The organism is uncultured Ruminococcus sp. (assembly GCF_946415235.1).
GTDB lineage: Bacteria > Bacillota > Clostridia > Oscillospirales > Ruminococcaceae > Ruminococcus.
The window spans coordinates 1-10068 of the sequence record NZ_CAMKRR010000106.1 but is presented as its reverse complement, the minus strand read 5'-3'; the positions used below and the strand labels follow the sequence as shown (position 1 = coordinate 10068).

Here is a 10068-nt window from a genome sequence, read left to right as displayed (position 1 = left end):
AGGTGAGGACCTGCACAGAGATCGGTGAACTCGCCCTGCTTGTAGAATGAGATAGGCTCGCCCTTGTCAACGTGCTCCTCGCAGAGCTCGACCTTATAGGGCTCGTCCATTTCTTTGAGTTTAGCGACTGCGTCGGCAGGTGAAAGCTCGAATTTCTCAAGCTCAAGATCCTCCTTGACGATAGCTTTCATCTCAGCCTCGATCTTTTCGAGCTCCTCGGGAGTGAAGGGCTTTTCAAGGTCAAAATCATAGTAGAAGCCGTTGTCGATAGCAGGACCGATAGCCAGCTTTGCAGCAGGGTAAAGTCTCTTTACAGCCTGAGCAAGTATGTGTGAAGCTGTGTGCCAGAAGGTCTTTTTGCCGTCGATAGAATCGAAGGTACATACCTCGAACTGACAGTCACTGTCGATAACGGTGCGGAGGTCTTTTACCTCGCCGTTGACCTTTACGCAGCAGGCTGCCTTGTAAAGCCCCATGCCTATGCCTTTGATGATCTCTGCGGCTGACTGTGCGGCTTCAAGCTCGCGGACGCTGCCGTCAGGTAATGTTAATCTTATCATACTGATCTCTCCTTTTTAATAATTCATAATTCATAATGCTTAATGCATAATTATTTTATCGCTTGTACGATGAGCCGTTATTCCTTGCAGAATAATTCATCGTTTTCCCATTCTGCGGGATTGTTTTCAATGTATTGCCATGCACCGCGGTATTCCTGTTCGTTTCGCAATATGCGGTCGTAAAAATTTTTTTGCCAAACCTTAAAACCTGATTTTTTAGATACCGCCCCTTTAAACTTATTGATGATGCTTCCGATTGTAGGGGCTGCCTTTGGCGGCCCGCTTACCGAAAACGAATTCAATACAATAATTAAATGTATGTGGTTTGGCATAATAACGAATTTTGGAATAAACACAATATCTGGATAAACCGAGGGGATTTTCTTTAATTCATCTTTTACGATTTTTCCATATTCCGTTAGTGTAATTTTACCATGCGGACCGCCAAAGGCGGCCCCTACACGGTAAATATCATAATTATTCCAAAACAAATATTCCCTGTCACGCGTACATATCGTCACGAAATACGCGCCGTTACGGGAATAATCGTAATTGCCGAGACGGATATCCTTACGGGCGGGCTTATCCATATCATTCGACCCAGCCTGTTATTTCAAAAAGCTCACCGAAGAGCTCCACATGGGCGAGTCCCTGCATATAGCCGTCGTCCGTACCCGTATCGAAGCACACCACGGTATCCTCGTCGTCGATATCGACGTACACGTTTTCAAGCTTCAGTATCTTTGCAAGCTCCTCCGCGCTGCTGCCCTCGTAGTAGCCCTCGTCTATCAGCATACCCGCAACGGTACTTTTGCTGCCGTCCAGCTTTGCAAGCTTTTTTGCGATATCCTTGAGTTTTTTCATGATAGTTTCCTCGTCCTCGGTATAGAAGCGGACAGTAATGGTATTGTTCCAGAGCTTATAGGGCAGCTCGAAGGCTTCCTCCTGCTCGTTGTACTTGATGTTGCTCACACTTTCACCTCCCGAAGCCATGATAACAAAAAAGCCCCTTACGCCTGCAAAAGGCACAAGGGACGATAATAACCGCGGTTCCACCCTGATTCACACGGAAACTTCTCCGTATCTCAAGTGCTCTGTAACGGGAGCTCCCGACGCTTATTGGGCGCACTCAGAGGTGGTATGCTGTTTTCCGAACGCTGCTGCCTTGCACCAAACGGCAGCTCTCTGTGAGCGTTGCTGCTGAAAAAGCCTTCCTCATCGACGATTTCGTAATATTGTACAATTATCTTATCACAAATTTTACAGTTTGTCAATAGGTAATTGTTAATTTTTAAAATTCACCTATTCTGCGATATTTTATTAAACACTCTGTTGAAAGCGACGTTAAAAACCACAAATAAACGGGTTGAAATGTTACAAAAAATGTGATATGATATTAATGTTATAAAATGATTAATTTACGGGAAGGAAAATATCCCGTCCATTGATATAAGATAAGGGAGATACGAATGAATATTGAGATCACAAGAATAAATCAGGGAATAGACGGCGATCCGCAGGGCTATATCAGGGCTGTCAACGAGGATTACCTCTACAAGCTCCAAAAAATAGCCGCCGAAATAGCCGAAAACCGCAAGGAAAAGCCTGTGATACTGCTTTCGGGCCCGTCGGGCTCGGGCAAGACCACCACGGCAATGATGATAGAGAAGCTTCTTGATGAAATGGGTCACGAGACACATACACTTTCCATGGACAACTGGTTCTGTCCGCTGACCGAGGCTGAAAAAGCTCTTGCCGCCGAGGGAAAAATGGACCTTGAATCCCCCCTCCGTGTGGACTGCGAGCTGCTCAACGAGCAGATAGAGGACATTTGCGCCTGCCGCGAGATAGAGCTGCCGAAGTACAATTTCAAGACCTCGACCCGCTGCGGCTCGGGAAAACTATTCAGACGAAACGAGGGCGAGATAGTCATATTCGAGGGAATACACGCCCTCAATCCCTCTGTTATAACGGTCCCCGACAGAATGATAAGCAAGATATACGTCAGCGTAAGAACGAGGATATCCGACGACGAGATGCTCCTGCACCCGTCAAGGATACGCCTTATGCGCCGTATGATACGCGACAGGAACTTCCGCAGGCGCTCTCTCCGCGAGACCATGAATATGTTCCACAGCGTCGAAGCAGGCGAGAACAAGTACATAATGCCGTATAAGTACCGCTCCGACTACGATGTGGACACCTTCATGTCGTATGAGCTTTCGGTGTACAGGAACGACCTTCTGCCGCAGCTTCAAGAGCTTACGGACGTTCCCGAGGTGCGCGAGTGCATAGCTGTGCTCGAAAAGCTTAAACCAATAGAAAAGACCGATGTTACGCCCGATTCGCTTATATGTGAGTTTATCGGCAACGGACAGTTCAAATACTGAGACAAAAAGAGGATAGGAGATCAATTTATGGAATATCTCGAAAATCGGGAGCTTTCATGGCTTAAATTCAACAAAAGGGTGCTCGAAGAGGCGACAGATCCCGATACGCCGCTTCTTGAAAGGCTGTCCTTTTCAGCTATATATCAAAGCAATTTAGACGAATTTTTCATGGTCAGAGTTGGCTCTGTGACCGATAAGGCAAAGGAAAACAACGGAAAAAAGGACAAATTCTCGGGAATGACGCCGTCACAGCAGCTTGACGCCGTATTCACGGCTGTCCGCAGGATGCAGCCCTCTGCAGAGGAGGCTCTGCGGAAAACTATGGGGGAGCTCGCCGCCTACGGCTTTGAACACGTTTCCTTCGACAAGGTCACAAAAGAGGAGCAGTCCTTTCTCGAAATGTACTTCAAGCGCGAGCTTAAGCCCTTTATATCGGGAATTGTCGTAAACGATGCGCTTCCGTTCCCCTTTCTCAAAAACAAGGAGATATACGCTGTAGTTCAGCTTGCCGCAAAGAAGGGCGTGTCCATAGGCATAATCCCCGCGAATATAAGCAGCTCGGAGCGCATAATACACCTCAGTCCCGACGGAAAGCGCTTTATCCTCGGCGAGGAGGTCATACTCCGCTTTGCACATCAGCTTTTCAAGAACTACAAGGTCATTGACCGTGCCCTCATAAGAGTTACGAGAAGCGCCGATATCATGGCCTCGGGAAGAGGTCCCGAGTTCCGCCGCCGTATGGAGGAGCTCGTTGACAAGCGTCAGCGCCTTTCCCCCGTGCGCCTTGAGATATCCGACGTTTTCAGCCGTGATGCACTGGATTACCTCTGCAAGAAGCTGAAGCTCAAAAATGTACGTGTATTTACTTCAAGGATACCCCTTGATCTTTCATATCTGTACACATTGCAGGAATATGATGAAAGAGCAGAGCTTCACTATGTACCGAGGTCGCCCCGCAAGCCTGCGGCTCTTTCGGACACAAGACCCGTGTTCCAGCAGGTAAAGTCAAAGGATATACTCCTGAGCTATCCCTTTGAGTCCATAAATCTGTCGTTTATAAGACTTTTGCAGGAAGCTGCCAACGACCCGAAGGTGACTTCCATAAAAATAACCCTCTACCGCCTTGCACGGAGCAGCAAGGTCATTGACGCACTTTGTACAGCCGCAGAACAGGGCAAGGACGTCCTTGTTATGATCGAGCTCCGCGCCCGCTTTGACGAGGAAAACAATATCGAATGGTCGAAGCAGCTTCAGGAAGCGGGAGTAAAGGTCATCTACGGTCCTAAGGAGTACAAGGCTCACTCCAAGCTGCTGCTCATCACGCGAAAGGCTCAGGGCGGCGGATACGACTATGTTACGCAGATAGGAACGGGCAATTATAACGAAAAAACAGCCACATTATATACAGACCTCATGCTCCTTACCGCAGACAGGGACATAGCTGCCGACGCAGAGGCGGTTTTTGCGTCCCTTCTCAGCGGAAGCTTCGTGGAGAACACGAAAAAGCTCCTTGTTTCGCCTCTTGCCCTGAGACCGCAGGTGCTGGCAATGATGGACGAACAGATAGAGCTTGCCGAAAACGGCGGAAATGGATATATCGCCGCAAAGGTCAACTCCCTCAACGATCCCGCCATAATAGCAAAGCTTATTGAAGCTTCGCAGGCAGGTGTAAAGGTGGAGCTCATAGTCCGCGGACTTTGCTGCCTTATTGCGGGAGTTCAGGGATTTACCGAGAATATCACCGTCCGCAGCATAGTCGGACGCTTCCTCGAACACAGCCGTATCTTCATATTCGGCAAGGACGGCAAGGAACAGAAGATATACATAGGCTCAGCCGATTATATGAGCAGGAATACCATACGCCGCGTTGAGGTGGCAGCTCCCGTTGAGGACGAGAAGCTGAAAAAACGTATCCGCGATATGTTCAGGATAATGATGCGCGATAACGTCAAGGCAAGGATAATGCTCAGCAGCGGCGAGTACGTCCGCGAGCGCAGGAGCCGCGAAAAGCCGCTGAATTCGCAGGAGTATTTCTACGAGGAAGCCTACAGGCGCCTTGAGGACAAGAGCTCAAAGCAGGAGCAGCTCCGCGTGAACCGCGAAAAGGCTGCGAAAAAAACAGCCTCCAAAAAGACGGCTTCCAAAAAGAAAACCGCGGCAGCAGCTTCAAAAACCGCTGCAAAGCCCGCTGCGGGAGCTCCTTCAAAACGCGGAAGGAAGAAAAAGAGCGGATAAGCTGTAAATTGTTTGAAATTACAATAAAATACTTGAAAAAGCACATGGATTATGATATAATTAATCATAAAGCCCTTGCATATACGCAATAAGGGATATGTATTTTTTATACCGCAAAGGTATATTTTTCAGCAAAAAATCATTTGAGGTTTGAATAATGATCGGATATTACAACTATACGGTCATCCTTACATATATGAGCCTCGTTTCGTCGGTGATAGGTATGTTCTTCGCAACAGGCTACGGCGGGATGAGATCACACCCCGAATACGCCATAATCTGCCTTATGGTATCGGGACTGTGCGATATGTTCGACGGTAAGGTGGCACGTACCAAGAAAGACCGTACCGAAAGCGAGAAAAAATTCGGTATACAGATAGATTCGCTCTGCGATGCCATATGCTTCGGCGTCCTGCCTGCGATAATCGGATATTCCATAGGCATGAGAGACTGGTGCGATCTGCCTATACTCATACTCTTTCCGCTGTGCGCCGTCATCAGGCTCGCGTACTTTAACGTCGCGGAGGAGGAAAGACAGTCCAAGACCGCCGAGAACCGCAAGGTCTATGAGGGTCTGCCCGTAACCAGCGTTGCGCTGATACTGCCGCTGCTGTACAGCTTCCATAAGGACATCGGCGACTGGTTCCCCGAGGTATACGGCGGCTCTCTCCTCGTTATCGCTATCGCTTTCATCACTCGCTTCAAGGTGAAAAAGCCGAGCATGAGGGCTATGCTGTGCTTTATCGGCGTGGGAGTGCTTGAGCTCATATGGATGCTCTATAAAACAAAAACAAAGTAAAATAAAGGCTGCTGCTTATGTTACGATCGAGCGGCAGTCTTTTTTCGCAGCAAAAGGCTTTACAATATGCTTTTTATGCTGTATAATACAAGTATACGAAAAGGAGAGAAGTATGAAAAGAATTACCCTGTGCATATTGACTGCTGCGGCACTGATGTGCTGCGGAGCTTCCTGCGGCAGCCACCCTGTTTCAAATGCAGGAGTAAAGGCTTCTGTGGATACTACAAAAAACAAGACCGACTCTGAGCTCAGGTCGGAGATAACCGGCAAGTGGGAGACCACCAACGTGTACATCGGCAGCGCCGAGATCGACATGGAGGACTCGGATATGCAGCGATTCGAGCTGGAAGAGGACGGCAGCGGCTTATATTATACTCCCGACAACGAAAAGCAGAACATAAAATGGAGATTGACGGCTGACGCGGGCATTGACATCAATTTTGAGGACATGGGCGAAAAGACAGAGCATTTCGACTATATCGGATACAGCCTCAGTCAGAAAAGGGATACTCCCGACGGCGAACGCATCGTCTGCTACAGCAGGGTCGGCGAGTTCACAAAGCCCGTATCACAGTAAAGGAGAAATTGCATGAAAAGAACGATAACACTGGCTCTTGCGGCCATTCTGATGCTGGTATGCACAGTGAGCTGCGGAGAAAAACGCGATCCGAAGTATATCGGCAAATGGGAAGCAACAGGTCTCACGGTCAACGGCGAGACTACGGAAAGCTTCCTCGGAGTGCCTCTCGGGGCGCTGTTCCGCTTTGAGATAGAGGATAACGGCAAAGTCACATGGATGTCCGCTGTGGACAACAAGGTGATACAGAATGCCAATCAGGATACCGAGATAAAATGGAAGGAGACCGAGACTGACGTCCTGCAGTTCACGGTAAAGGACCTCTCGGGAAAAAACGAGACCCAGACCATGTCTATGAAATATAAAGACGGAAACCTCGTCATAGAAGAAAGCGGATCATCACTCAATATAGCAAAAGTCGAAGAATTCACGGAAATAGACCCCGATGCTCTCAACGCCGCCGCAAGCGTCGTTCAGAACTTCGGTATAACACAGTAAAAGGAGAAACTATGAGAAGGATAATTTGTTTTTGTATGTCAGCCGTCCTGCTTGCAGGAGCTTTCTGCGGCTGCGATAATAAGAAAAAACCGAATAACGACAGTCAGCCCGTTACCGAGGCTGTCACCACAACAGCCGCAAGCAGCGTACCTGCAGACAATACGGGAAAACAGTTCCTCGGCAAGTGGGAGACATATAAAGTCTCAGTCAACGGCGAGATCTACGAGACAGTCTATGCGGACTATCCTCTCAGCTCAGTGTGCCGCCTTGAGATAACAGACGACAATAAGGCAAAATACTACGATAACCTCAATCCACGCGGAAAGGAAAGAGTTTTTGAGTATAACTGGGGCATCACCGTAGATGATAACGGAAACGACGTGCTCCACCTCAAAAGCCCCGACGAAAGCTTCGACTGCACCATATGTCAGGGCGAAATGTCAATGATAAACGCTTATATGGGCGACGAGTCGGATATCTACTATCTCCTGCCCGTAAGCGAGTTCACAGTCGTTGAGACGACTACGGAAGCAGGTCTCGACAAGGTGGATTACAGCAAATTCATGGGCAAGTGGGAAGCTTCGGAGATAACTATGGGCGAGGAGGTATATACCGATACTCTCGGAGATTATCCCGTAAATGTTTCCTTCCAGCTCGAAATGAAGAAGGACAACACGGCTTCCATGTCCATACTCAATTCCGCTCAGGGCTACGAGTGGGAGCCCGAGAAAAAGACTCAGCTCTATATGTGGAACGATATGGAGGGCTTTGCAGTAACGATGCAGGGCAATACGCTGGTGCTCGACAATGAAAATGCCGAAAGCAGGTTTGTTCTTAAGCTGAAAAAGGTGGACGAATTCACGGAATACGACTTTGAAGCCGCCGCCAACAGCATACCTGACGAGAATATCATCCTCGAACCCGAGGAAGAACCCGCAACATGACCAAAAAGGACCGTTAAGAGCGGTCCTTTTTATATTATACGTGATTTTTGGATTTTACCTTTGACATTGTACATCACGGATGCTATAATTGAATATGTACCATTCAGCAAAACTATTATGGGATAAATAAAAAAAGGAGAGATCATATGCATAAGGAATTCTTAATGGGTAATGCCGCTATCGCAAGAGGCGCAGTCGCGGCAGGACTTAACCTTGTTTCGGGCTATCCGGGTACTCCTTCCACTGAAGTGCTGGAGACGGCTGCAAAGGTGAACGACGGTTCTGTATATGTGGAATGGTCGGTAAACGAAAAGGCTGCCCTTGAACTGGGTGCAGGCGCTGCCTACAGCGGAGCACGTTCAATGGTGACCATGAAGCAGGTAGGTCTTAACGTCGCCTCCGACCCCCTTATGAGCCTTGCTTATATCGGCGTAAAGGGCGGCATGGTAATACTCGTTGCCGACGACCCGGGTCCGATATCCTCACAGACCGAACAGGATACCCGTCATTTCGCTTCCTTTTCGAAGCTTCCCTGCTTTGACCCGTCATCGGTGCAGGAAGCCTATGATATGATACAGGAAGCTTTTGATTATTCCGAAAAATACCATACTCCCGTGCTTTTCAGACCTACAACGAGAGTCTGTCACGGCTATGCTTCCATTGAAGTCAAGGACAAGAATGAGTACTATGTAAACAAGCCCGAGGGCTTTATCAAGGACTCCTCAAAGTGGGTAATATTCCCCCGTCTTTCATATAACGCTCATATACATATCGAGGAGCGCAATGTGGAGCTCTCACAGGTATTCTCCGACTACAAGCGCAATATCATCACCGAGGCTGCCGATAAGGGCTGCAAAAAGGGTATCGCTACCCACGGTATAAGCTACACCTACACTATGGAAGCTCTCCGCGGAAAGAGCGCACCGAGAGTATTCAAGGTATCTACGCCTTTCCCCTTTCCCGAGCAGGCTGCTGTGAAGTTCCTCGAAGGACTTGACGAGGTGCTCTGTATCGAGGAGCTTGACCCCATTATCGAGCGCGAGCTCACATACATCTGCGGAAAGTATCATCTGAATACGAAGATACTCGGCAAGCTCACTCACCATGTAAAAAACGCAGGCGAGAACACCTGCGCTTCCGTGGCTGCCAATATCGCCGATCTCATGGGCTGGGAGAAGCCTGCCGCTGCTGAGACGGAAGCTCCCCCCGCACTTCCCGTAAGACCGCCCGTACTCTGTGCAGGCTGTCCTCACAGAGCTTCATTCTTTGCAGTAAAGGAAGCAATGAAGGGCAAGAAGTCCGTATTCTGCGGAGATATCGGCTGTTATACTCTCGGCAACGCAATGCCTCTTGATATGGTGGATACCTGCCTCTGCATGGGCGCAGGCGTGAACATCACTCAGGGTATCGGCAAGATAGAGCCCGATACCAATTGTTTTGCATTCGTGGGCGACTCCACATTCTTTGCTTCCGCTATCACGGGAGCTGTAAACGCTGTGTACAATCAGGCGGATATGACACTGGTAGTCCTTGACAACTCCACAACTGCTATGACAGGACATCAGCCTCACCCGGGTACAGGACGCACAATGATGGGCGAGATAGTCGAAAAGGTGAGCATACAGGAGGTTCTCAAGGGCGTGGGCGTAAAGACCGTAGAGACAGTAAATCCCCTTGAACTCAGCAAGGCTGTGGAAACAGTAAAGCGCGTTTCCGCCGAAAAAGGCGTAAAGGCAATAATATTCAAGTCGCCATGTGCCGTACTTATCAAGGGCAACAAGCCCGCTGTCATCAACAGTGACAAGTGTACCTCATGCAAGAAGTGCATAAAGACCTTGGGATGTCCCGGAATCGTTATGCGTGACGGCAAGCCTGCCATAGAGAATTCACTTTGTACAGGCTGCGGACTCTGTTCGCAGGTATGTCCTTTCGGAGCTATAGGAGGTGGCGAAGATGCAGAGTAATATCCTTATATGCGGCGTAGGCGGTCAGGGAATAGTCCTTACCTCCAAGCTCATCGCCGCAACGGCTATGGAGCACGATATCCCCGTAATGAGCGCCGAAA

Annotated in this window: 10 protein-coding genes; 7 read left to right on the top strand and 3 right to left on the bottom strand. The window is 48.8% G+C overall.

What is annotated here, in order from left to right:
* The 3 genes from Q0R37_RS13505 to Q0R37_RS13495 form a co-directional block, all read right to left on the bottom strand.
* The coding region (locus tag Q0R37_RS13505) for a TGS domain-containing protein (RefSeq protein ID WP_294755074.1) at positions 1 to 560 on the bottom strand (560 nt) is incomplete at its 3' end.
* Positions 561 to 637: 77 nt separating this feature from the next.
* On the bottom strand, positions 638 to 1150 hold the full coding sequence (locus tag Q0R37_RS13500; RefSeq protein WP_294755073.1) for a transposase: 513 nt from the start codon (positions 1148 to 1150) through the stop codon (positions 638 to 640).
* 1 nt (position 1151) lies between these two features.
* Positions 1152 to 1532 carry a hypothetical protein gene (locus tag Q0R37_RS13495; protein WP_294755071.1) on the bottom strand — a complete coding sequence of 127 codons (381 nt, stop codon included), beginning with the start codon at positions 1530 to 1532 and terminating at the stop codon, positions 1152 to 1154.
* Positions 1533 to 2029: 497 nt separating this feature from the next.
* Between Q0R37_RS13495 and Q0R37_RS13490 the strand changes: the two genes are divergently transcribed.
* From Q0R37_RS13490 to iorA, 7 genes are all read left to right on the top strand, one after another.
* Positions 2030 to 2950 carry an adenylyl-sulfate kinase gene (locus tag Q0R37_RS13490; protein WP_294755070.1) on the top strand — a complete coding sequence of 307 codons (921 nt, stop codon included), beginning with the start codon at positions 2030 to 2032 and terminating at the stop codon, positions 2948 to 2950.
* A 27-nt stretch (positions 2951 to 2977) separates the two neighbouring features.
* Complete coding sequence (ppk1, locus tag Q0R37_RS13485) at positions 2978 to 5185, top strand: polyphosphate kinase 1 (RefSeq protein WP_294755069.1); 2208 nt, start codon at positions 2978 to 2980, stop codon at positions 5183 to 5185.
* Between the two features lie 157 nt (positions 5186 to 5342).
* Complete coding sequence (locus tag Q0R37_RS13480; RefSeq protein ID WP_294755067.1) at positions 5343 to 5984, top strand: CDP-alcohol phosphatidyltransferase family protein; 642 nt, start codon at positions 5343 to 5345, stop codon at positions 5982 to 5984.
* Positions 5985 to 6096: 112 nt separating this feature from the next.
* Positions 6097 to 6561 (top strand): hypothetical protein, encoded by a 465-nt coding sequence (locus Q0R37_RS13475; RefSeq protein WP_294755066.1) that lies wholly within the window; start codon positions 6097 to 6099, stop codon positions 6559 to 6561.
* A 12-nt stretch (positions 6562 to 6573) separates the two neighbouring features.
* Complete coding sequence (locus Q0R37_RS13470; RefSeq protein ID WP_294755065.1) at positions 6574 to 7059, top strand: hypothetical protein; 486 nt, start codon at positions 6574 to 6576, stop codon at positions 7057 to 7059.
* 11 nt (positions 7060 to 7070) lie between these two features.
* Positions 7071 to 8003, top strand: coding sequence for a hypothetical protein (locus Q0R37_RS13465; RefSeq protein ID WP_294755064.1), 933 nt, complete (start codon positions 7071 to 7073; stop codon positions 8001 to 8003).
* A gap of 146 nt (positions 8004 to 8149) precedes the next feature.
* Entirely contained in the window at positions 8150 to 9967 is a 1818-nt protein-coding gene (gene iorA / locus Q0R37_RS13460; protein ID WP_294755063.1) for an indolepyruvate ferredoxin oxidoreductase subunit alpha, read from the top strand.
* The last annotated feature ends 101 nt before the right edge of the window (positions 9968 to 10068 follow it).

Excerpts from the sequence above, each read along its gene's own strand:
- Q0R37_RS13500 (WP_294755073.1), bottom strand. The coding sequence starts at position 1,150 with ATGGATAAGCCCGCCCGTAAGGATATCCGTCTCGGCAATTACGATTAT.
- Q0R37_RS13490 (WP_294755070.1), top strand. The coding sequence starts at position 2,030 with ATGAATATTGAGATCACAAGAATAAATCAGGGAATAGACGGCGATCCG.
- ppk1 (WP_294755069.1), top strand. The coding sequence starts at position 2,978 with ATGGAATATCTCGAAAATCGGGAGCTTTCATGGCTTAAATTCAACAAA.
- Q0R37_RS13480 (WP_294755067.1), top strand. The coding sequence starts at position 5,343 with ATGATCGGATATTACAACTATACGGTCATCCTTACATATATGAGCCTC.
- Q0R37_RS13475 (WP_294755066.1), top strand. The coding sequence starts at position 6,097 with ATGAAAAGAATTACCCTGTGCATATTGACTGCTGCGGCACTGATGTGC.
- Q0R37_RS13470 (WP_294755065.1), top strand. The coding sequence starts at position 6,574 with ATGAAAAGAACGATAACACTGGCTCTTGCGGCCATTCTGATGCTGGTA.
- Q0R37_RS13465 (WP_294755064.1), top strand. The coding sequence starts at position 7,071 with ATGAGAAGGATAATTTGTTTTTGTATGTCAGCCGTCCTGCTTGCAGGA.
- iorA (WP_294755063.1), top strand. The coding sequence starts at position 8,150 with ATGCATAAGGAATTCTTAATGGGTAATGCCGCTATCGCAAGAGGCGCA.